Annotated in this window: 18 protein-coding genes; all 18 read right to left on the bottom strand. The window is 44.6% G+C overall.

The features are described 5' to 3' along the window. Positions 1-124: 124 nt before the first annotated feature. Positions 125-1,000: an Hsp33 family molecular chaperone HslO gene (gene hslO, locus D4T97_RS19505; protein WP_126052453.1), complete on the bottom strand. Its 876-nt coding sequence runs from the start codon at positions 998-1,000 to the stop codon at positions 125-127. Positions 1,001-1,012: 12 nt separating this feature from the next. Further along, on the bottom strand, positions 1,013-1,783 hold the full coding sequence (locus tag D4T97_RS19500) for a type III pantothenate kinase (protein ID WP_126052463.1): 771 nt from the start codon (positions 1,781-1,783) through the stop codon (positions 1,013-1,015). 106 nt (positions 1,784-1,889) lie between these two features. Beyond that, a complete protein-coding gene (gene ftsH, locus D4T97_RS19495) occupies positions 1,890-3,905 on the bottom strand; it encodes an ATP-dependent zinc metalloprotease FtsH (protein WP_126052452.1) in 2,016 nt (671 codons plus the stop codon). Between the two features lie 98 nt (positions 3,906-4,003). Further along, positions 4,004-4,552 (bottom strand): hypoxanthine phosphoribosyltransferase, encoded by a 549-nt coding sequence (gene hpt, locus D4T97_RS19490; protein ID WP_126052451.1) that lies wholly within the window; start codon positions 4,550-4,552, stop codon positions 4,004-4,006. Beyond that, positions 4,549-6,012 carry a tRNA lysidine(34) synthetase TilS gene (tilS, locus tag D4T97_RS19485; protein WP_235872320.1) on the bottom strand — a complete coding sequence of 488 codons (1,464 nt, stop codon included), beginning with the start codon at positions 6,010-6,012 and terminating at the stop codon, positions 4,549-4,551. The genes hpt and tilS overlap by 4 nt, the downstream gene beginning before the upstream one ends. A gap of 42 nt (positions 6,013-6,054) precedes the next feature. Next, positions 6,055-6,993, bottom strand: a complete 939-nt coding sequence (locus tag D4T97_RS19480) for a serine/threonine protein kinase (RefSeq protein WP_126052450.1) — start codon at positions 6,991-6,993, stop codon at positions 6,055-6,057. Continuing rightward, a complete protein-coding gene (locus D4T97_RS19475; protein WP_328588787.1) occupies positions 6,965-7,705 on the bottom strand; it encodes a VWA domain-containing protein in 741 nt (246 codons plus the stop codon). The genes D4T97_RS19480 and D4T97_RS19475 overlap by 29 nt, the downstream gene beginning before the upstream one ends. Positions 7,706-7,897: 192 nt before the next feature. Further along, complete coding sequence (gene spoIIE, locus D4T97_RS19470; protein WP_126052448.1) at positions 7,898-10,393, bottom strand: stage II sporulation protein E; 2,496 nt, start codon at positions 10,391-10,393, stop codon at positions 7,898-7,900. 1,104 nt (positions 10,394-11,497) lie between these two features. After that, on the bottom strand, positions 11,498-11,896 hold the full coding sequence (locus tag D4T97_RS19465) for a S1 domain-containing RNA-binding protein (protein WP_126052447.1): 399 nt from the start codon (positions 11,894-11,896) through the stop codon (positions 11,498-11,500). 90 nt (positions 11,897-11,986) lie between these two features. Then, positions 11,987-12,376: an FtsB family cell division protein gene (locus D4T97_RS19460; protein WP_126052446.1), complete on the bottom strand. Its 390-nt coding sequence runs from the start codon at positions 12,374-12,376 to the stop codon at positions 11,987-11,989. 11 nt (positions 12,377-12,387) lie between these two features. After that, positions 12,388-13,008 carry a spore cortex biosynthesis protein YabQ gene (yabQ, locus tag D4T97_RS19455; protein ID WP_126052445.1) on the bottom strand — a complete coding sequence of 207 codons (621 nt, stop codon included), beginning with the start codon at positions 13,006-13,008 and terminating at the stop codon, positions 12,388-12,390. Beyond that, a complete protein-coding gene (gene yabP, locus D4T97_RS19450; RefSeq protein WP_120075636.1) occupies positions 13,005-13,310 on the bottom strand; it encodes a sporulation protein YabP in 306 nt (101 codons plus the stop codon). Before yabP ends, yabQ begins: the two co-directional genes overlap by 4 nt. A gap of 499 nt (positions 13,311-13,809) precedes the next feature. Continuing rightward, positions 13,810-14,136: a YnfA family protein gene (locus D4T97_RS19445; RefSeq protein WP_126052444.1), complete on the bottom strand. Its 327-nt coding sequence runs from the start codon at positions 14,134-14,136 to the stop codon at positions 13,810-13,812. A 71-nt stretch (positions 14,137-14,207) separates the two neighbouring features. Then, complete coding sequence (locus tag D4T97_RS19440) at positions 14,208-14,471, bottom strand: RNA-binding S4 domain-containing protein (protein ID WP_126052443.1); 264 nt, start codon at positions 14,469-14,471, stop codon at positions 14,208-14,210. A 21-nt stretch (positions 14,472-14,492) separates the two neighbouring features. Continuing rightward, the gene (gene yabN, locus D4T97_RS19435; RefSeq protein ID WP_206435592.1) at positions 14,493-15,956 is read right to left on the bottom strand and encodes a bifunctional methyltransferase/pyrophosphohydrolase YabN; all 1,464 of its coding nucleotides are present in this window, start codon (positions 15,954-15,956) and stop codon (positions 14,493-14,495) included. Next, entirely contained in the window at positions 15,956-17,554 is a 1,599-nt protein-coding gene (locus D4T97_RS19430) for a putative polysaccharide biosynthesis protein (RefSeq protein WP_164525653.1), read from the bottom strand. The genes yabN and D4T97_RS19430 overlap by 1 nt, the downstream gene beginning before the upstream one ends. A gap of 847 nt (positions 17,555-18,401) precedes the next feature. After that, on the bottom strand, positions 18,402-18,938 hold the full coding sequence (spoVT, locus tag D4T97_RS19425; protein WP_126052440.1) for a stage V sporulation protein T: 537 nt from the start codon (positions 18,936-18,938) through the stop codon (positions 18,402-18,404). Positions 18,939-19,359: 421 nt separating this feature from the next. After that, positions 19,360-22,881: a transcription-repair coupling factor gene (mfd, locus tag D4T97_RS19420; protein ID WP_126052439.1), complete on the bottom strand. Its 3,522-nt coding sequence runs from the start codon at positions 22,879-22,881 to the stop codon at positions 19,360-19,362. Positions 22,882-22,892: the final 11 nt, after the last annotated feature.

Below are 22,892 nucleotides of genomic sequence, written 5' to 3'. Positions count from 1 at the left end.
TTTTCCTCCACCTCTAATTCCGAGTATTTATATTGGTTTATTTAAAACTACCACGTTGCGACCACTCTGTCAACGGTAACGATTGCCCAGAATAAGATTTTTTAGTAAAAAAATCCTAGGCCATTTAAGCCTCTTCCTTAAGCTCTTCCAATTCTTCTTTTGTGAAGTGATATTCTTCATTGCAAAAGTGACATTGCGTGTCGGCTTTTCCATCCTCTGTAATCATATCCTGGATTTCTGCTTTGCCTAAGCTTATTATCGCACGGCCAAACCTTTCTTTGGAGCATGCGCATCTGAATTCGACTGGCATTTTTTCGAGGATTGTGACGTTCTCTTCACCGAGCAGCTGGTTAAGGATCTCTTCCGGTGTCAATCCGTCTTGGATCATTTTTGATACAGGCGGGGTCTTCGTGATGCTTTCCTCAATTTTGCTGATCGTCTCTTCATCCGTTCCGGGCATTAATTGTATGATGAAGCCACCGGCTGCCAAAATCGAATTATCAGGATTAACTAGCACACCAACACCAACCGAAGAAGGCGTTTGTTCAGATATTGCAAAATAATAGGTGAAATCCTCACCCAACTCACCGGAGACGATTGGCACCTGTCCGGAGAAATTATCCCTAAGACCGATGTCTTTAACGACAGTCAATGTACCATCAGTTCCAACCGCCCGCCGTACATCAAGCTTGCCTTCTTCATTTAAATCAAAATGGACCTGAGGATTGGATACGTAGCCGCGTACATGGCCTTTGGCGTCGGAATCAACGATAATCGCTCCAATCGGCCCACCGCCTTCCACCTTAACAGTCAGCTTCTCCTCTCCCTTCAACATGGCGCCCATCATGACACCCGCCGTTACCGCTCTTCCAAGCGCGGCCGATGCTGTTGGCCAAGTTTGATGCCGCCGTTGGGCTTCCCCAACCGTCTCTGTGCTATTTACCGCATATGCGCGGACCTGTTTATCAAATGCCAGGGCTTTTATCATATAATCACTCATAATAGACACCTCTTAACCTGAAATATTTCTTTTATAAATTAAATGCAAACCTTTTAACGTCAAATCATGATCGACAATTTCGATCATTTCCGTTTCCGAGGAAATGAGTGTCGCTAAACCGCCAGTAGCAATGACAGTCGGTTTCTTTTTACTCTTCTCAAATATGCGGTTCACAATTCCCTCAACTTGTCCGACAAATCCAAATAAAATACCCGCCTGCATGGCTGCCACCGTATTTTTACCGATGATTTCATCTACATGTGTAATTTCAATTCGCGGCAGCTTGGCGGCTTTGGAGTACAAAGCTTCCGTAGAAATACCAATACCAGGGGCAATTACCCCGCCTGTATATTCGGCTTTTTCATTGATATAGCAAAAAGTGGTCGCTGTCCCAAAGTCTACGATAACCAGCGGGCTTCCGTACTCATGAATTCCTGCTACTGCGTTCACGATTCGGTCCGCCCCGACTTCACGGGGATTTTCATATTTTATATTCAAACCTGTTTTTATTCCCGGTCCCACAACCAATGGCTTTACCTTAAAATACTTTTTACACATTTTTTCCATTGTAAACATGATGGGGGGCACAACAGAAGAGATGATAATCCCCTTTATATGGTCAAAACGAATGCCCACATGCTCAAATAAAGACTTGATGATCATTCCATACTCATCTTCCGTCTTATGGCGGTTTGTTTCAAATCGCCAGTGATATTTTAAGTGGTCATGGTCATAAACACCGAGAACCGTATTTGTATTTCCCACATCTAAAACAAAAATCAAGCTCCTCACCAACTTTTACAAGACTTTTTCTTCACACATCATACCATTAAAGCGATTCGTCACAAAAGAAAAAAGACACCGATATGTATCAGTGTCTTCGTATTTTCTATTCTTTATTATCTGTATCAGCATCTTTCGGATCTGGAGCCTTTGTCGGTCCCAATTTCTCAGGTGGGCTGAGCGGATCTTCCGGACGCTTTTCATCAATAGCCAATGGATCTGTTTCTTCTTCTTTGGACTGAAGTGTCACTTTAGGCGCTTCTCCGTTTTCATCATCCACTTTCAAAGGCCTTACAGAACGCTCCGGCAATTTACCGGTATCGAACAGGCTTCTGATCTGTTCAGCATCCAAAGTTTCCACTTCCAATAAAGTTTGAGCGATTAATTCCAGCTTGTCGCGATGCTTTGTCAAAATCTCTTTTGCACGAGCATAGCATTCTTTGATAATTCGCTGGATTTCCTTGTCTATTTCAAATGCGATGGCATCCGAATAGTTTTGCTCATTATGCAAATCTCTGCCAAGGAATACTTGGCCGCCTTGAGCCTGGCCAAATTGAAGAGGTCCAAGCTTTTCGCTCATTCCGTATTCGGTCACCATTTTGCGGGCAATATTTGTTGCTCGCTGGAAGTCATTGTGAGCTCCGGTGGACACTTCGCCGAATGTGATTTCTTCCGCTACGCGGCCTCCGAGCAAGCCTGTAATTTTGTCAAGCAGCTCCGGCTTCGTCATGAAGTAACGGTCTTCCTTCGGCAGCATGACGGCGTATCCGCCCGCTTGGCCCCTTGGGACAATCGTTACCTTATGGACTACATCCGCCTCATCAAGAACCAATCCGATGACAGTATGCCCGCCTTCATGGTAGGCAACAATATTTCTTTCTTTTTGGGAAATGACCCTGCTTTTCTTGGCAGGTCCTGCAATGACCCTGTCTGTCGCTTCATCGACATCACTCATGTCAATTGCCTTTTTATTGCGGCGGGCTGCAATCAATGCAGCTTCATTCAGCAAGTTTTCCAAATCAGCACCTGAGAAGCCTGGCGTTCTCATAGCGATCGCCTTCAAGTCAACCGACTCATCAAGCGGCTTATTTCTCGCATGAACCCTAAGGACAGCTTCTCTTCCATTGACATCCGGACGATCAACCGTGATTTGACGGTCAAAACGACCTGGACGTAATAACGCTGGGTCAAGGATATCCGGACGGTTCGTAGCTGCGATGATGATGATACCCTCGTTTTCACCAAACCCATCCATTTCGACGAGCAATTGGTTCAGCGTCTGCTCCCGCTCATCGTGTCCACCACCAAGACCGGCGCCGCGCTGGCGGCCGACAGCATCAATTTCATCAATAAATATCATACATGGCGCATTCTTTTTCGCATTTTCGAACAAATCACGAACCCTTGACGCACCCACACCGACAAACATTTCCACGAAGTCTGAACCGCTGATTGAGAAGAACGGCACTCCCGCTTCCCCTGCTACTGCTCGCGCAAGCAAAGTTTTACCTGTTCCAGGAGGTCCGACTAACAAGATCCCTTTTGGAATCCGGGCCCCCAACTCAGAGAACTTCCTCGGGTCTTTCAAAAAGTCTACGACTTCGACCAATTCCTGTTTCTCTTCGTCCGCCCCTGCTACATCTTTGAATCGGACTTTTTTCTTCTCTTCACTGTACAGCTTCGCCTTGCTTTTTCCGAAATTCATGACACGGCTTCCGCCACCTTGTGCCTGATTGAGCAAGAAGAAGAATAAAATAAAGATGATGATAAAAGGAATGATCGTTGTGAAGAAGGATACCCAGCCGCTTGTTTCCTTCGCCGGCATGACCTCCACTTCAGATGAAGCAGCATCAATGCGATCAAGCATTTCAGGGTTATTCATAACATAAGTCATGAAATGCTCGCCTTCTTTGGCGCCTTTCAGCTGTCCGATAACCTCATAGACGCCTCTTTCTGGCTGTATGGAAAATTCTTTTACATCCCCATTTTCCAAGTGAGAGACAAATTCTTTATACGATATATTTTGTGTCGTTTCGTTGGTATTGTTAAACCAGCTGACAATCCCAATGAGAACGAGAAAGATAAGTAAATAAAAGATTGTGTTTCTAAAGATCCGGTTCATCCCTAGCCTCCTCCCACGGTAAAAAAACTATATTCAATAGTATCATAGTCATTTCGAACTTTACAACAAATCACAACTGCAATTTTTCATATAATTCATTAACTTTCATTATTGCCATATACCTCGGGTTTCAAAACCCCAATATAAGGTAGGTTCCGGTATTTTTCTGCATAATCCAGCCCGTACCCTACAACAAAAGCGTTCGGAACAACAAAGCCTGCATAGTCAGCCTTCAAATCTGCCTTTCTTCCTTCCGGCTTGTCGAGCAGAGTGACAATTTTAATGGATTTGGCTTTCCTATAACGGAATAAATCCACGAGATAACTCAGCGTGACCCCGCTGTCGATGATATCTTCGATAATTAAGATATCCCGGCCTTCAACAGGCGTATTCAGGTCTTTCAGGATTTTAACCTCGCCAGAAGAGGTTGTTGACATGCCGTAACTTGAAACATCCATAAAATCCATTTCCAAATATGTATCGACCCTTTTTAAAAGGTCCGCCATAAATGGCATGGCCCCCTTCAATACACCAATCGCAAGTGGGAATCGGCCGTCGTATTCTTCCGTAAGCTGTGCACCGAGCTCCTGAATTTTCTCTTGAATTTCTTCTTCTGTGATCAAAACTCTTTCAATGTCATTTTTCATTGGCTTTGCTGCCCCCTAGAGGTTCTGTAATACAAGATATATTGATGTCCATTACATTGAGGTGAAACCCCATATAAGGATTTTTTCAATCCAGGAATCCATATGATACGGTTCGCATGGTCGGCGATAACCGGCCAGCTGTCCCTTAATGATCGTGGGATTTTTTCATCGATGAACAGATCTTTTAATTTCTTCGTTCCATCCATTCCATTTACCTTGATCCGATCTCCGGGTCTCCGAGTCCGCACAGTCAGCGGCAGCTGTATGTCTGAGGCAGTAAAAACAAAGCAATCCTCACCATGGCCTGCAGAGGTTTCCGAAGCTTTTTCCAACCGAACAATTTTTCCATTCGGAAGTTCAACTTCCTGTCCGGCTTTCAATTCATACTCGTACCCGTTCACCTGCTTTGTTTGTTCAAACGTAAAAAGGCAGTTCTCATAAGAGCGGATAATTTTCAAACCAAGGGGAAAATCCAGCTTCCCTGAAGGGTTTTCACCCTGTAAAAGCTCCCCGATCAAGTGAACATGCCAAGATGTCACAAGGGTAATATTTTTCTTATAAAGATAGCTTAATATTAGATGAATACCCCTCCTTTGTAAAGGCAAAGGCATTTGAAAAAACTTAGGGATTTTCAACTGGATTGAGCCGTCTCCAAACTCCGATACAGCCCTGATTTCGCGTTCCGCTAACGCCTCCAAATAAGCTTCATCTTCCAATAAATCCTCGCTGAATTTCTGAAAATGTTCATGGGCTTGCCGGTTTTCACGCTTTAGAGCCGGAAGCACATCCAACCGGAAACGGTTTCTTGTGTAAGAGGGCTTTTCATTGCTGGGGTCCATTCTCGGGTGCAATTGGTGAAATGTGCAATATTCCTGGATCTCATTCTTCGTCACCCCAAGGAGCGGGCGGATTAATGTCCCCTTACCAAATGCACGAATGGGCCGCATGCCAGCTCGTGCCTTCCCACTGCTCCCTCTTGTCAGCCGCATGAGAATCGTTTCGATTTGATCATCCCCATGCTGCGCAACAGCGAGCTTGTCTGCACCTATTTCTTCCATGACATTCTTAAAAAACTTGTAACGGTACAGGCGCGCAGTTTCCTGCATCCCTTTTTGTTCCATCTCCATCTTGCGACTAATATCGATGGATGCCGTCTTCAGCTGCAATCCATATTTTTCACAATAAGCTTGAACATATTCAAGATCCCGGACAGATTCTTCCCCACGGAGCATATGGTCTACATGGGCGACTGTCAGACTGATGCCTAAGTCAACCTGCCTCATCGCCAAGAAATCAAGCATTGCCATGGAATCCGGGCCGCCGGACACAGCGGCAAGCACAGAATCCCCATGGTGCAAAAGCCTGTGTCTTTCTATAAAGCTCTTTGTCTTTTTCTCAAAGTCCAGCATTTGATTATCTATTCCCTTACACTTATATGAAAAACGCTTAATTATAACCATAAGTTTAACACTTTTTAGAAGGAAGCTCACGAAACTTTCCTTTTATAATAAAAATAAATATATGTACAACCCATATAAAAATGAAGTGACAAACAGAACGCCGGCAGTTTCCTGAACCGATCCCTTTCTCCCTTGGCTTTGTTGACTTTTTCTTGCGTACTTTTGCGATCTCGAACTTTGTGCAGAAAGCGTTACTAGCAGTTCTTCTTTCATATCACCGGCACTTACATATTTTCCTTCAAGGGCTTTATGCAGAATCCGCTCGAAACGAAGCAGCTCCGGATTCTTTTTTATCACCTCGGTTAATTGTCCCAGCCCGCTTTCTTTTCTGGTGAACCTGGAAGGGTAAAAGATATTAATCATCAGCATCGCAACGGAAAATATATCATAGGAGGGCTCCGCCTTTCTGGATCCCATACCCCAGTAGCCACGGTCGAAAAACTCAGTAAACTCCTTGATGGAGCGCCCCTCTTTCGTTGTTCCGCCTACGTCTATGCACCGAATTCTTGTCCGGGGGTGGGACACAATCAGGTTTTCCGGTTTCAAATCACCAAAAATCCAGCCTTGACGGTGCATTTGATCCAAAATATTCAACAGCTGCACAATTAATATTCCAGCCCAATGTCGGCCTTTTTCACGTACAAAAGTGAGCAAATCCGGCCCTTCGATATATTCCATCACATAAAATGGAATCGTCTTGCCAGGACCCTTTTCCCAATCATCCACATCCAATAAAGAAGGTCCAAGGACTGGCCCCTGGACCTTAGAAAAAGCTTTGAGCACATTTACTTCGGATATGATGGACATGCTGTCGTCACTCATTTTGAGTGCGGTATAGCCACCCCTTCCCTCGGCGAGGTAAACGACGCCGTTTGCTCCGCTCCCAAGTTTTCGGATAATCTTATAGCGCTTCCTGTGCCATTTTCCTTCAATAAGAGTTCCCCGCGGAAAATTACATCGATTCGTCCAGGTATTCTTCATCCCTCGAGAGAAGCCCCCTTATTGAGCGGTTTTTTGAGAAAGAGGCAACAGCTTCTTGAATGGCTGGTCCTGTAGGTGTAACGCCGCCCGCGGCTAATTTTGGAAAAATGCCGGTCAATTTGTCTAGATGCGGTGTCCAATCCAACAACTTTTCCACATCCCGTCTTTTTCCGGGAAAGACATGCACAGAAAAGGAATTGCTGCCTGAACGGGCATTCAAGCTCAGTGAGAGATCCAAAAGTGCGTCCTTCACTGTCGGAAGCTTGAACTTCATGCTGGCGCTTGTGTCAATAAGAACCAAGACCTCCAAGTCGGATGTTTCCCCGAGTTCATCAACCACTTCCATCACTTCTCCCCTTTGATCAGGTGGAAGCTCCTCAAGAGAAGTATTGCTGCCCAAAATTTGCCGCAGCTCCCGGTTCACGACTCCTTGCAACGTCTGTGTCATCGCTTTCCTTGTTACCATTTGAACCGTTTCTGATAATTTTTGCGCGTAAACGATTTGGCTGATTCCACCGCCGGCCATGGCAATTCCTTCGATTTCTGCCATCCCTTTTTCATCTATCGCATCGTTTTCCATCACGCCAATCACATTGACGGTAATGCCTTTTTCCCGCGCCAGCGATGCCATGGCAACCGGGTCTTCCCCCTTATTGGAACAGCCGTCGGTAATTAACAATATTTGTTTTAATGTGCCTTTTTTCAATTTCATTTCCTCCGTTTCCGTTAGCGGCGCAGCAGCCGTTCGACATGCTATCATCCTCGCCGGATCAGGAGGTTTTTATACTCGCAAACCAGAACTCCGTGACTAATAATAGTGTGATGAATGGGTACAACGTTCTGTTAAGTTTAAGCTGGAAACTCAATGAAAATATTTGCCCATGTACATGTCATTGCGTATAAACTAACTTGCTCCCGATAATCTGGCAGTTTTTTTTCTGACAGGGATTGCCGCCCATTTCGGTGTATTGCGTTTGACTTTTGCCACAACAATCGTCATATCATCCTGTATCACTCCGGAACGTGTACGGATCACTTCCTCCATAATGAGGTCTGAAACAGCCTGCGGATCATCCGTCTGCAGCTCTTTCAGCTTCCTCTTCATCCATAACTCATAATTTTCCACATGCTTCGGCCCTTCAAAAACACCGTCACTCATCATGATGATCAAATCTCCGTCCTTCAACTGCTCAGAGACAACATCAAAATCGAATTCATCCAATATGCCAATCGGCAAGTTGCCCGACTCAACCTTTTTGATTTTATTCCCGCGTTTAATAAAGCTCGGTGTGGAACCAATTTTTAAAAACTTGGCTTCAATCGTCTGCAAATCAATCATGGCCAAGTCCAGGGTGGAAAAAATCTCATCATCGGTTCTTAAAGAAAGTACAGAGTTGATTGATTTAATAGCCACTTTTTCCTCAATTCCCGATTGAAGGATCTTTTGTAATAATTTCAATGTTTCATTGCTTTCCTTGTGGGCCCTCTCACCATTGCCCATTCCGTCGCTGATAGCCAGCGCAAATTTTCCTCCCCCCAATTCAATGGTCGAATAACTATCTCCTGACAGAAAGCCTCCCCCTTTTGCCGCATGGGCCACGCCAGTTTCAACGACATAGGCTTTGGCAGACCGCAGCGTTACATAATGGTATCCATTGGGATATTGAACATCTTCTTTGTTTTGGACAATCACCGTTTCCCCCATAATATCCGAGATAAGCGGAGCAATAAGTTTTTCACACTCTCCATTTCCATACCAGTTTGGAATCATCAAATCTATATCAATACTCCCCGCTTCCAAGTTATAAATTTCCACATATTCAATATCTATCCCGAAATCCTGCAGGGTATCAAGCAGCATCTCCTCCTGTTTGTGATGATTATTCTGTTCGCGCTTAATTTCTCTCGCGAAGTCGCCCATGACTTCCGAAACGCCCAGAAGTTGCTCTGCCACAAGCTTCCTGCTTTCCTGCACCTGTTTTTTCAACTTTTGGTTTGCCTGATAGACTGCTAATTCTTGGTGAATGGCATTTTTCACATTGGCCGCTTTGTTGCAGTGCTGCTCCAGCTGCCGGTGTACAGGTTTTGGCAAAGCCCCGGACTCCTCGTCTATTTCATGCATAATATTTTTCATCAAGTCATATGTTTTATCGAAGTTCTCTCCCCAGCATTTGTTTTTCCTAAAACATATTTGACAGGTTTTCTCGGTGACATTGCTTAAGAACAAGTCGAATTCCTGATCATCATTTACGGAATCCTTCCATTTTTCCGGTTCAGAGAAACTGTCTGAAAGCGCTTCAAAAACAGAGGAGAACTGTTCTACTCTCCTGACAGTGATATCACGCACTTTTCTGGCATACTGCTGCTGGTCCTGTGAGTATTCTGCTGTTCCCGGAATATGGCGTGCCAGCTTTTCTATTAATGTATATGGAGTGAGGAGCAATAGAATTGCAGCCGCGGAGGACTCATATATCGTTGTTGCCAGTATGCCGGTCCCTTCCCCGTATATGCCGACAAGCAATGTGGCAACGAGAAGGCCCACCGCCGTGCCCGCACGCTTGCCTTCTTTTAGGAGGCCTCCCAGAAGGCCGGCAAATGCAAGCAAGCTCATCTGGTAAAAACTGGACATGCTGGCTAGACTGAAGATAAGGCCTGTCACAACTCCGACAGTGGACCCGACGGTGGCACCAGCAGTAAATGCAAACAAGATGACAAGATATCTGGATAATATATGTTCAATGGACAAACCGTATATGTTCCATCCTATTGTTCCCGTCATGACTGAGGCAAGCAGGATAATCAAGCTGATCACTTCTTCTGTCTTTAGCGCTTTGGCTCTTTTTCCAGTCGTTAGAAAAGGTGTACTCTGGAGAAAAATAAAGACAAGCACCAGTGAAAGTCCGGCTTCCACAGCAGCCATGACAGCATCATAATTTGTAAAGGCCTGTCCATTCCGCGCATAAATGAAGAGACACTTCGTAAAGAAGGAAATAAAGAATACATAGTAAGGCATTGCCTTGATAGGTACGGAGTGAATTCTCTCAAGCAACCGGAAACTCACAAGGAAAATAGCACAAATGGAGAAAATAAATAGCGTATTGCTAATTGAAATTGTAAGAGAGCCGGCCAGCAGTCCAAACAATACAAGAGGCGCATTCCTTCTCCTCGTCATAAAAATGGCTGCAAAAAATGGTAAAGCGAACGGAGTCAACTGTGATAAAATTAATGCTCGTCCCAGCAAGACGCTTACAATCAACAATGCGAGCCCTTTTTGCAGAAACCAATACTCCATCTTTTGCTGGAATCTCTTTAACCCGGTTGAAAAATCCAGATCTGCCCCTTGCAAATCCGCAGTCCCGACGGAATCGACGATACCTTGATCTCCCTTTTCCAATTTCATCTCTCCCCCGCATTAAATAATTGGTTCCAATTATAAAGCGGCCAAATATAAAACTTTGTCACTTTAAAGGGTGCATGCCATAGAATCGTTCGACTAATTTGGGCAATAACATGAGTTATCGACCTGGAAAGTCGAGAGAAATAAAGAGGCGTCGAAAGGGATAAAAAAACAGTGCAGTTAACAAGTCGATGTCCTGATAGACTAGTCACAAGCGAACGGGAAAGCCGGCTGATCCATGAAAGAGCCTGATCATAAAAGACGGCGGCTTAAGCAGTACTATGTCATCCGGCCCGTCGAAAATGGACGCATCAAAATATGAAAATGTAGGATAACCATTTTATGTGTTGTAATTTAATAATTTCCGTTGACGTAACACGGCCAAGATTGCCATGGGCCCTTCATCTTGCCCGTGTTTGCGCTAATTTTCTACTTGCAGGGGCATGATTAGCCCTTAATGTTGCCCATCTTTGATATTTTTCTGCCGACACGGGCATGATCAGCCCTCAATGTTGCCCATCTTTGTATTTTTCTGCCAACACGGGCATGATCAGCCCTCAATGTTGCTCATCTTTGCTGTTTTTCTGCCGACACGGGCATGATCAGCCCTATAAGTCCTAAAAATATCAAGATTGTACCTTCAAATGATTTTAAAATCTACAGGTTTGATAAAAATATCATTCAACTTATATAAATAAAAAGCGAAAGAACTTTTTTATCGTTCTTTCGCTTTTCCTTTTTTATGGAATTAGTCCAGTATGATTCATCAGGATCTTTCGGTCAATACATAATTTAAAAGGTATTTTTGCTTTAATTATTGTCCAGCTACAGGGCTGGGGCTCGTTCGAGGTCGCTTCAAAAAAACAGTGAAGGCAAAGAGCGCCTTCACTGATTCTTTTTCCAGCACTTGTCACTTCTGGACAAGCACCTTTCGCTTTTCTATATTGTCTAGCTACAGGTGCCAACGACTAGCAGACTTCGCGCCTCCTCCTACGATAAGTCAACATCGGCTCCTACGTCGCCGTGTTTCCTTTATCTCGTCAGAGACACTCCAGTCTGTACGTCGCTAAACGGCACCTTTCGCTTTTCTATATAATAGACAGCAAGTTACCCCCGCCTGGAGCCACGTCCACCTCGTTTAGACTCGGTGTGGCGCTTTAAAGATGACAACCGATCTTCACTGTCTTTTAAGAAACGATTCATCTTTTGCTCAAAGCTTTCCTTTGAACGAAAATCGTTCGCCCTGCTTTGTCTTGCACGGGCTGGTGGCTGATCTTTGGCCTTGCGGATTGACAACCCGATTTTTCCGTCCTTCTCTACATTCAAGACCCTTACAAGTACTTCTTCGCCAACTTTTAGATGCTCGTTAATATCTTTAACATAATTGTCGGCTACTTCACTAATGTGAACGAGTCCTGTCGAGCCACCGGGCAACTCTACAAACGCCCCAAAATGAGTAATGCCTGTTACCTTACCTTGTACCTTGCTGCCTACTTCAATCGACATAAAAAAATTTATCCTCCTTAAAGTGTTTACAAAATAAACTTTACTTTATATTATAACGAAATTAAAAAAAAAGTGTCAATATGAGCCTGTTCAATCCTTTTTTTTCTCTTTTTCCTTGGGAATATTAAAAATGATTTCACCTTTATCGGATAGGAAATATTCACTCCTGGCCAGCTTGGCTATATATTCATCATCATTCAGTTTGACAATCTCGTTCTCAAGGATCAATTGCCTCTTCTCAAGCTTGGCCAATTTTTCCTCCGCACGGGCTTTTTCGGCTTCTTTGGCCTTTAGGACAGACTCCCTTGAAATTACGGTTGAGATTAATAAAGTGCAAACCACAACCGCGAACACGAGGAAAACGGATAGGCGCCGGATCAACAGTTTCCTTCTTCTGGCTGCCGAGCGTGCAAAAGCCTCTTGCTCTATCATATATTTATTTTCCAGTGAAGTAACAGTGTATTTTGGCTTGACACCCATCCATAATCCTCCTATCTCTTTTTTTGAAAAAAGTTCAAAGCTTTAATGAATGTATTCTTGCTGCCTTTTAAATATCCTGCTATTTTTTTTCGCAATTGAGCGACAAGTTTTTTCGCTGATTCAGGGATGAATTTTTTTAATATCCATAAAACTGGCGTAAAAAGAGTCTTTGTCATCCATTTTACCATTATCCAGACTATTTTTACAAGAGACAATAACAAGCCATATAAATAAAGAATAATAGCAATTAGTAGAAGGCATAGTCCCTTAATTGGCTTGTACACCAATAAAAAAACCGTCCTGTAAGTCAATCTGGCCATCATTTTGACAAACCTGATCAATGACTCCAGCAGACTTAAGTAGATTTTTTTAAATAATGCCTGATAGGCTGAAAAGCCGCAAAGAAGTGCCAGAAAAAGATAAAATCGCAGCTCACCATAATTTACCAGAAAAAGTACGTAAAAGATGATGATCCCTTGTATAAACCAAAACAGGAGATCATTCAAAAAGACTATCCACTTTTTTCGGTTGCCCCGCTTTAGAAATCTCTGATACGTATCGAGCATGGCTCCAAAGAGTATACCCATTCCGATCATGGACAGCAGTGTATAAAATTGTACCGGGAGACTCATTTGAACAGCTTGCCAAAGAACCCTTTAGCTTTCCCCCCATCGTGATCATCGAGGTAAACAATATCATAGACTTTCCCTTTGATGGAGACGATGCCTTTGTCGACATCCAAGTTTTTCATTTGCAGGCTATGGCCCCTAATCGCCAGAAAGCCCATCACTGTCTCAAGCAAAAACTCCTCATTATCAAAGCTCTCTACCTGCTTTACTCCAGTAATATCAATTAATCTGCGCCCCCGCATAACAAGATCATGGTCAGGAACCGTCCCTTTGCCGGCTTGGTTCGGATCATAGTATTGGCTCATCTTCATCCCTCTTTTTCGCACCGATTTTGATACATATTTATGTGCCGAGGGAATCAAATAGAACAAGCCCTTTAGAAAAGCGGAAACGCCTTGATCAGCCCCGACAAGCATAAGACGATTCCCGAGGTGGCAGTTTTTCAGCCACCACAGGGAATTGGCTTATGACCTCGAGCCGATGGCACTCGGCAGGCTCAAAACGCGACATCCTGTCGCTTCGCTTGCACTAGCACATCCTGTGCGTCGCAGCCGGACAACACGCGGAACGCAGTAGAGCGATGTTGACTTATCGTAGGAAAGCTGCTGATTTCAATCACATCATGTGAGACATCCTTGAAAATGCTTCGTGCAGCTTTGCGACAAGGTAACATAGCTTCCTGAAAAAGCTTTGCCTTAGTCCGCGAAGTCTGCTAGTCGATAGGCACCGCAACTGGACAAAAAGATTTTTAATTTTTAAACCAGATGCTTAATTATTAACACTCGATTGCTGTCACTTCTGTATCTAATTGCGCGGAGCAAATAGGATGACAGCCACACCGGCCAAACAGATAAGCGCGCCTATCCAATCGTACAGATCAGGCGTCTTCCTGTCGATGCCCCATCCCCAAATAACAGATAAAATGATAAATACTCCACCGTAAGCGGCATATACCCGTCCAAATGTTGGAAATGCTTGAAACGTAGCAATTACACCGTAAAGTGCTAAAGCTAAACCGCCCAGCATTCCCCAATAAAACGGCTTGCCCTCTCTCAACCAAAGCCAGATCAGATACCCTCCGCCAACTTCAGCAATTCCCGCGATAATAAATAAGATGATTGCCTGTAACATTTATATCACACCCCGTATCCGTCAAAATAAAAATCGAGTGCCACTACATCTGCACCCGATCAAAATACATCCTATTCTTCTTCCACACGCTCTTCCTTCAACAGGCGGTACATGTTGGCTGAATCTTCCTTTTTCGTGGATTCCTGCAATTCCTCCACTTTGACTGTCACGATCTTCTGCCCGAAACGAATAGACAGCTCGTCACCGACCTTCACATTGGAACTTGCCTTCGCCTGCTGGCCGTTAATTGATATCCTCCCCTTATCAGCAACTTCCTTGGCAAGGGGACGTCTTTTAATCAGCCGTGACACTTTTAAAAATTTATCCAACCGCATGGTTGCCACTCTACTCACCCTCTATTTTCCCTGTTTTTTTGCTTCATTCCAATATTCATCCAATTCTTCTAGTGAAAAATCATCGAATGGCCGTCCGCTTTCCTTTACTTTTTTCTCTATGAAAGTAAACCGCCGGTAAAACTTTTCATTGGTTGCCTGCAGAGCTTCTTCAGGATGAATTTTCGCCAGCCTAGCCGCGTTGACCACAGCAAAAAGCAGATCTCCGAGCTCTTCCAACTGCCCCCTGCCTTCTTGTTTCGCCAGCTCCTCTTGAAACTCCTTCGTTTCTTCTCTTACTTTTTTCATCGCTTCTTCTGCATTGCCCCAGTCAAAGCCGACCTTCGAAGCTGCTTTTTGAACTTCGTAGGCGCGCAGCAAAGCCGGAAGCCCCTTTTCAATTTGATCAAGCAAAGACATGCTATTCAATGGACTCCCTTTTTCTTCTGCTTTGATCTGCTCCCAGTTCGCAACAACTTCATCCGCATTTTCAGCGTCTGTTTCCCCAAACACATGAGGATGCCTGCGAATCATCTTTTCTGAAATGCTTTCCAGGACATCGTCAATGGAAAACATGCCGTCATCCTCGCCAATCTGCGCATGAAGCATCACCTGCAATAGCACATCGCCGAGTTCTTCAATCATGTCATCGATATCATCGCGATCAATGGCATCGAGAAGTTCATACGATTCTTCAATCAAATATTTTTTCAAAGAAAGATGGGTCTGCTTTTTATCCCACGGACAACCGTTTGGTCCACGTAGATCGGCAATAATTCCTCTTAGTGTCGAAAACTCTTTCATCGTCAAATCTCTTGTTATAACCGGTGGAACATATACGCTTGTTAAATTATCCAAAAAAGGCTGCCTGTCCAATTCAAACAATGGAATCGTACTGATCTTTTCACCTGAGCTTCCTGCCGCCGTCACCACAGTAATTTCATAATCATCCGGGTATTTCTCCATCAATGTCAGCTTGACATCTGAAGCGACCATCTGGTCATACACCTGCCCGATGATAATATGCTGGCGGATTTGTATATCTTCCGGCCTCATCGACGTTCCGTCAAGCAACTGAAAACCGTCGATTGGATCAACACGGACAGCTGTAAACAAAGCGTCCAGAAAACTCTGGCCCCCTTCAACCGTCACTTCAATACCGCGTTCACCGCTTCCGTCTAAAAGCAATTGAACTGTTTTTTCAGCAATCAGCGGATGGCCCGGGACTGCGTAGATGATATCTCGTTTGGTTGCCTCGTTGAATAGAACTTCGGTAATTTCTTCGTATACAGCTTCGAATTGATCGTGTTTTTCATATATGTCATCAAATGATTGGTAAGATAGCCCTTCTTCCTCCAATTGTTTGACGACAGGGTGTTCTTTTGTCCTCAAAAATAAACGATCTGCGCCTTTAAGTAGTCTATATATGCCGAGGGGAAGCTGATCCAGATCGCCTGCACCCAGTCCCGCAATCTGTATTTTATTCATCATTGTTGCCCCCTTCTTCCGACTCCAACGAGTTTTTTTAACTTTGAAAAATATGGAACATGGTTGATTTCCACTTCAGTAAACAAATTGGTCCGGACTGTGACGATTAGAAATACAAACCCGCCGATTACAACTCCTGTCAGTGCTGAAACCGCACTCATCAGGCGCCCAGTCAAATGTAAATAATCAAATATATACAGCCATCCTTGCAAAACTACCGTCATGGCTACAGCAGCCACTGCCAGACGGGTAAGCGAATGCCCTAGAACGGAATTGATGGAAAAGAAGCTTTTCAATCTCAATAAAATGAGCAGACTCGCTCCAAGCAGTCCAATAACCGTGGCCCATGCAGCACCTTCCAAGCCCCAAATCGGCACAAGGAGAAGGTTTCCTATATATTTGCAAACAGTACCGAACAATATATACTTTGCCGGCGCCATCATCCTGCCTAGTCCCTGTAACACTCCTGACAAAGTAATAATTACCGATGCAAAAAAAATAGCTGCTGCCAATACAGCAAGAGCAGCTGTACCATCTGCATTTTTAAAAAGCATGATGTTAGTAGGCTTGATAATATTGATAAGACCTACAGCCGCTCCTAGACCGATTGTCATGCTCACCTTTAATGACGTATCCACTTTCTTTTGAAGCATTTCCACATTTCCCTGCGCCCACGCCGCTGTCACTGTCGGAACAAGCGCCAATGACAAAGAGGTAGCTGCTACTGTCCCAAGCTGGATCAGCGGCTGGCCTCGGTCGAAAACACCTTTTAAAGCCTTGGCTTCTTCGCTTTCCAAGCCAGCTTGGACAAGAAGCGAGTATAAATTCAGTGAATCGACTAACTGAAACAATATAAGAAGAAGTCCGCTGAAGCATATGGCTGTGCCATGGACAAGGACTATTTTCCCTGTAGACAGCAGTTCCCGAAAAGACAGCCGCTGCATTGCAAACAGATGCCAGCCGGTTTTTCGGACGTACAATCCCAGCACAAGAAGACCTATCACGCCGCCAATTATCGCGCCAGTCCATGCCCCTCTACCTGTATCGTAAAGAGAATGCCCTTCGTTTACTAAAAAATAGGAAATGACTAATATTGCAGCCACCCTGATAAACTGCTCCGTCACCTGGCTGATTGCTGTAGGCGCCATATTTCCAAGCCCCTGAAAAAAACCTCTCCAAACGGATAAAAACGGAAGGAGCAAAAAAGGAAATGCGATCACTTTTACAACAGGGGCAAGCAACGGGTCACCCATCCAGCCTGCAATCGTTTGAGCGCCAAAAAACACTAACAAGAATAAAGACACTCCCAGGAAGAGAAGCACAACAAATACCGATTGCAAGATTCGCTGTAAGTCCCCTTGCCCTTTGACTGCACCATTTTGTGCAACGAGCCTCGATATGACAACAGGGAAACCGGAAGCTGCCAAGACGGAAGCAATGCCGTACAACGGATATACTTGCTGATATATGTAAAAGCCCGTATCACCTACAATATTCTGAAAAGGTACGCGGTAAACCGCGCTTAAAATCTTAATGACAAAAGCTGCCACCGTCAGTATGACGGCACCTTTCACCAAATGTCTCGAATCATCCGGCAAGCTCTCCCTCGCCTTTCTGCATAATTTCATCCGGATGCAATTATAACATATTAAAAAAGCGGAGGGCGACGTTCAGCGACGTACAGACTGGACGACTTCTGACTNGGGCGACGTTCAGCGACGTACAGACTGGACGACTTCTGACTAGATAAAGGATAAGGAAGTGCGAGAGTGCCTGCTTATCGGCGACAAGCATAAGACGAGCGCTGGCGAAGGTGTGGTTTGCCTTCAGAAGCGATTGGCTTATGACCTCAAGCCGATGGCACTCGGCAGGCTCAAAACGGCGACATCCTGTCGCTTCGCTTGCACTAGCACATCCCTGTGCGTCGCAGCCGGACAACACGGCGATGCCAGAGGCGAGCCGATGTTGACTTATCGTAGGAAAGCTGCTGACTTAAAGAACATCGTGTGAATCTTCCTCGAGTAAACTTCAAGCCGCTTTGCGACAAGGTAACATAGCTCCCTGAATAAGGCTATACCTTGGAGCACCCAGAGGAGGAAGTCTGCTAGTCGCTGGAGCCCGTAGCTGGACAGAAGAAAAGCAGAGGGCGGCTGCCAGGGACGGCAAGCTGAATCTCGATAAATTTGGCGCAGTTTCACACACCGACAACTGTCATTGGCTTATGCTGCCAATGACAAGGTGGGTGTTACTTAACGAAAATGAACATTTGCGTTTTCCATAAAACCCATTTGAAGTTGCTATATAGGTCGGAATTAAAAAGATGCATTCATGATTTGACTCCCGGCAATTAAACCTAAAGAAAAAGCCGTCCAGAAAAGTCACTGTTCACAGACTTTCCGGACGCCTCCGTTCGTTTTATTAAAAAGATATTAATTCAAGATTAATTCAAGATTCCATTTGCCTGGCTAAAAAGCTGGCTGCAGTCTCTGCTGATTTCTGTTCAATTTCTCCGATAGTTTTATCCTTGGAAAAAATGACAACAGCACCGATTGGGTCGCCGCTTGCAATGATGGGAGCAATTGCGTAGGAAGCTATCTCTTCGTCAAAACCTTCCACAAGAGACAATGTACCGGCAGTAGTTTCCAATTTGGATGTACGGTTGGCCATAGCCTGCTCAATCATTTCACTGTTGTTTTTATTCATATAATCCTTCTTTGAGCCGCCAGCGACGGCTATCACCGCATCCCTGTCGCAAATCAGGACCGAGCTGCCAAGGCTGTCGAACAAAGCTTCACCATATTCTTTTGCGAAATCGCCTAATTCATTAATGGGGGAGTATTTTTTAAGTATGACCTCGCCTTCGCGGTCCACAAAAATCTCAAGTGGGTCTCCTTCCCGAATTCTGAGAGTTCTCCGAATTTCTTTCGGTATTACTACTCTTCCCAGATCATCAATACGACGAACTATACCTGTTGCCTTCATCTCTAAGTTGCCTCTCTTTCATCAGATGATTTTCCGGATTGCCAAAAATGGAATTCAAGGGTGCCCACTGGATGAGGCAGCCCTTTTCCTTTACCTGCAAAGACCTCTTTTTTCAATACATTATCTTCTGGTGTTGGAAATAGTATTTTTCAAAAAAATAGGTTCTATACATATTCTGTTCATTTTTGGCTCAAATTTCTTTTTTTTTTACTTTCTCTGATGAAATAAGGGGCATGGGATTGTCTTCTATTTTCTAGCTCCTGAGTTAGGGGATCGAGGTCGCTTCCGCTTTCCTTGCTGTCCAGCTGCAGCGCCCAGCGACTAGCAAACTTCGCACTCCTTCACTACGATAAGTCAACATCGGCTCCTTCGTCGCCGTGTTTCCTTTATCTCATTGCGGAGTGCTCCAGTTTGTACGTCGCTAAACGGTCGCTTCCGCTTTCCTTGCTGTTTTTAATTCTACGATTATATCCGATGCTATGGAGAGCCACTCATCTGTTGACAGCCGGTTGATTTGAAGGCTAATTTTCAATTGGCTGCCCTCCATTCCAAGACCCACAATCCTTCCGTAGCGGTTCGTCACCTGGAATACTTTACTGCCGTCAATTTCATTCGTGCCTTCCTCCGAAAAATAAATGACGACTTCCCCTTTGGACTGCTTAATGGATGTAAGTTTAATAGCCCTGGCATGTACTTTCATTTCGGCCACTGTGAACAAATAGCTCACTTGCTCCGGATAATCGCCGAAACGGTCGATCATTTCCTCTTTGAGCTCTTCTATTTCTTCCAATGACTCTATATTTCGGAAACGCTTATACATCTCAATTTTCTGCTGGCTGTCGCCAATATATGCATCTGGAATATAGGCATCCAATTCCAATTCCACTTCGAACAAAGGAGCAGTTGCCGGAGCTCCTCCCTTACGCTCATCTATGGCCTCTTTCAGCATTTGAGAGTACAGGTCAAAACCGACAGAGTCGATGAAGCCGTGCTGCTGTGCCCCGAGCAGATTTCCTGCCCCCCGGATGGATAAATCACGCATGGCAATTTTAAAACCTGAACCCAGCTCAGTAAATTCTTTAATGGCCTGAAGCCTTTTTTCCGCAATTTCGGTCAGTACCTTGTCTTTACGATAAGTAAAGTAGGCATAAGCAACCCTATTGGAACGTCCTACCCGTCCCCGCAGCTGATACAACTGGGAAAGCCCCATGCGGTCTGCATCATGGACAATTAATGTGTTGACGCTCGGAATATCTACGCCTGTTTCAATGATCGTAGTTGTCACGAGCACATCAAATTCACCGTCCAAGAAGCTTAAAATGACCGCTTCTAACTCCGATTCTCCCATCTGTCCATGGGCATAGGCAACCCGGGCATCAGGGACAAGCATGGAGATTTCCTCAGCTTTCCTTTCAATGTCCTCCACACGATTGTAAAGGAAATAAACTTGACCATCGCGGGCCAACTCACGTTCAATCGCTTCTTTTACAAAAATTCCGTTATACTCCATGACATATGTCTGAACCGGGAAACGGTTTTCCGGCGGCGTTTCAATAACGGATAGGTCCCGAACTCCAAGCATGGACATATGAAGTGTTCGCGGGATAGGTGTCGCCGTCAAAGTCAGGACATCTACATTTGTTTTCAGCTGTTTGATTTTTTCCTTATGGGTAACACCAAAACGCTGTTCCTCGTCAACAATTAGCAGGCCGAGATCCGCAAATTTAATATCTTTAGATAACAGACGATGGGTTCCAATGACAAGATCAATCGTTCCATTTTTCAAGCCTTTAGTTGTTTCAGTCTGCTGTTTCTTTGTTCTGAAACGACTGAGCAGGCTGATGTTAATGGGATAACCGTTGAATCGTTCTTTTATTGTTTCAAAATGCTGTTGGGCAAGAATAGTTGTTGGTACAAGAACAGCCACCTGTTTTCCGTCCATGATGGCCTTGAAAGCCGCCCGGATGGCGACTTCAGTTTTTCCATAACCGACATCTCCACAGAGCAGCCGGTCCATCGGGCGCTCCCTTTCCATATCACGCTTGATTTCAACAATCGACCTTAGCTGATCATCCGTTTCCTGATATGGGAATGATAATTCAAACTCCCGCTGCATATCGCTGTCCGGTGCAAATGCGTACCCTTTTGTCGCTTCCCTCTCCGCATATAGTTTGATAAGTTCATCAGCTATGTCCTTGACTGATGACTCTACGCGTTTTTTGACACGCTTCCAGTCATTTCCGCCAAGCTTGTACATTTTCGGATCTTTACCTTCAGATCCGACGTATTTCTGGACAAGCTCAATTTGATCCACCGGAACGTACAGCTTATCGTTCCCCTGGTAGGAAATGTGCAAGTAATCTTTGTGGACACCTTTGATCATCAACGTTTCAATGCCTAAATACTTTCCGATCCCATGATTCACATGAACAACATAATCCCCCGGGTTCAATTCGGAATAGCTTTTGATCCGCTCGGCATTGGACAATTTTTGGCGGCGTTTCATTTTTCTTGTTTTTTTATTGAAGACTTCTTCCTCAGTTATAACAGCCAGCTTTAATGATGGCAGCTCAAATCCGGTATTCAAGGCACCTCTTACAATTTGTACACCGGCAAACCTGCCCGGTTTCTCCGAAATGGCCGCTTCCACCCCATAATCACGCAAAACTGACTGCATTTTTTGGCTGCGCTCTTGATCAGGTGCCAGGAAAACAACAGACATCTCATTTTTTCTCCAACGCTCCACTTCGGCAGCAAGCAAATTCATCTGTCCGTGAAAATTTTGCATCAGCTTGCAAGGAACATTTGCAATGTTTTGCGGGCTTGTATTGGGAATATGACGTAAAAACAAAGATAAATAAATCCGAGGCAAAGAGGTTTCCGCCAAAAGCTCATTAAGGGAATGAGCAAGTTTCAAGTCATGGGTGATCTCCCCATGTTCCAGGACAGACATGAACCACTCCGCCTCTTCCTTTTCCAACCGCTCGTTCATTTCCTGGATCCGGCTCAATTCGTCAAATATTAACAGACTGTCGGAAGAAACGTAATCTAGCAAACTTACAGACGGCTCATAGGCTAATTGCGTATACTTAAAAAATTGCTCAGGCTTTTGGCCATTTCGCATTTTCTCGATATCAGCTTTAATATTTTGCATCAGCTGTTCTTTTGTCATTTCTTTTTTAACTTTCTTTAAAGAACTGCTCAAGCTTTTTTCAAGCTGTTCCGCCGCACGGGACAGCTGTACAGCATCAACAGGCGACTCTGTTGCCGGTCCGATGATAACATGTGACAGCTTTTCCTTTGATCGTTGGTCTTCGATGGAAAAAGTCCTTATTGAGTCAACTTCCACATCAAAGAGTTCTATTCTGACAGGGTCCTCCTCAGTCAGCGGATAAATATCTAAAATCCCCCCACGCAGACTGAATTCCCCCGGTGCACTTACCATGTCCGAACGGCTATACCCCATTTGGACAAGGAGTGGGAGTTCCTTTTCCAAATCAAGCTCTGAACCCATTTCAATATGAAGCTGAAGCTTTTTCCATACAGTTGAGGGCGGCAAAGCTTTTCTAAGTCCGGCCATGGGCACGACAAAAACACCCTGGCGGCCGGACACCATATGATTAAGTGTCTCAATCCGTTGTGACCTGAGCTCCGGGCTTGCTACACCGAGTTCGGACGCTATCAGTTCATTTGCAGGGTATAAAAACAATTGGTCTTCTTCAACCAGTTGTGAAAGATCTTCATAAAGTTTTTGCGCTTGAAGCAGGTTATGAGTGACAACAATCAGTGATTTATCCGTTTCTTTAGCTGCTGCAGCAATAACCAAGGTCCTCATCGACCCTGAAAGCCCTGCAACAAGCTGCTCGCCTATTCCTTCCTTGACGCCGTCAATCACTGACTGCAGCTCATTTTGCTGTAATATTAGTTTTCGTAAACCTTGCATGACTTTCTCCT

The organism is Siminovitchia acidinfaciens (genome assembly GCF_003605385.1).
GTDB classification, from domain to species: Bacteria; Bacillota; Bacilli; order Bacillales; family Bacillaceae_C; genus Siminovitchia; species Siminovitchia acidinfaciens.
The sequence above is the reverse complement of the archived record's forward strand: the minus strand, read 5'-3'. Positions and strand labels throughout refer to the sequence as shown.